This window comes from Butyricicoccus sp. AM32-19, from assembly GCF_003480365.1.
In the GTDB taxonomy this organism is placed as follows: Bacteria; Bacillota; Clostridia; order Oscillospirales; family Butyricicoccaceae; genus Agathobaculum; species Agathobaculum butyriciproducens.
In genome coordinates this window covers 356-579 of record NZ_QUIX01000044.1, presented here as the reverse complement: position 1 = coordinate 579, position 224 = coordinate 356, and the positions used below count along the sequence as shown (strand labels likewise).

General features: G+C 51.8%; 1 protein-coding gene. It reads right to left on the bottom strand.

Annotated features, from left to right (window positions below; translation table 11 throughout):
- A partial coding sequence (locus DW806_RS15855; protein WP_243022795.1) for a MobA/MobL family protein occupies positions 1–224 on the bottom strand: 224 nt, incomplete at both ends.

Below are 224 nucleotides of genomic sequence, written 5' to 3'. Positions count from 1 at the left end.
CAAAGCACATGGAAGTGTGGGTTTGGTATGCCGCCGTCCTCCCGGTCTGGCTGGTGTACGGCGAAGTCAACCACCATGCCACGGCTCACAAAGTTCTCCAACAAAAATTGCCTTGCAAGAGCGATGTTTTCCTCAAGGGAAAATTCATTCTGCAAGGCAATGTCAAAGCTGTATGCAAGCTGGGCGTTCTTTCCACGCTCGGCTTTTTCCACGGCGTTCCATAG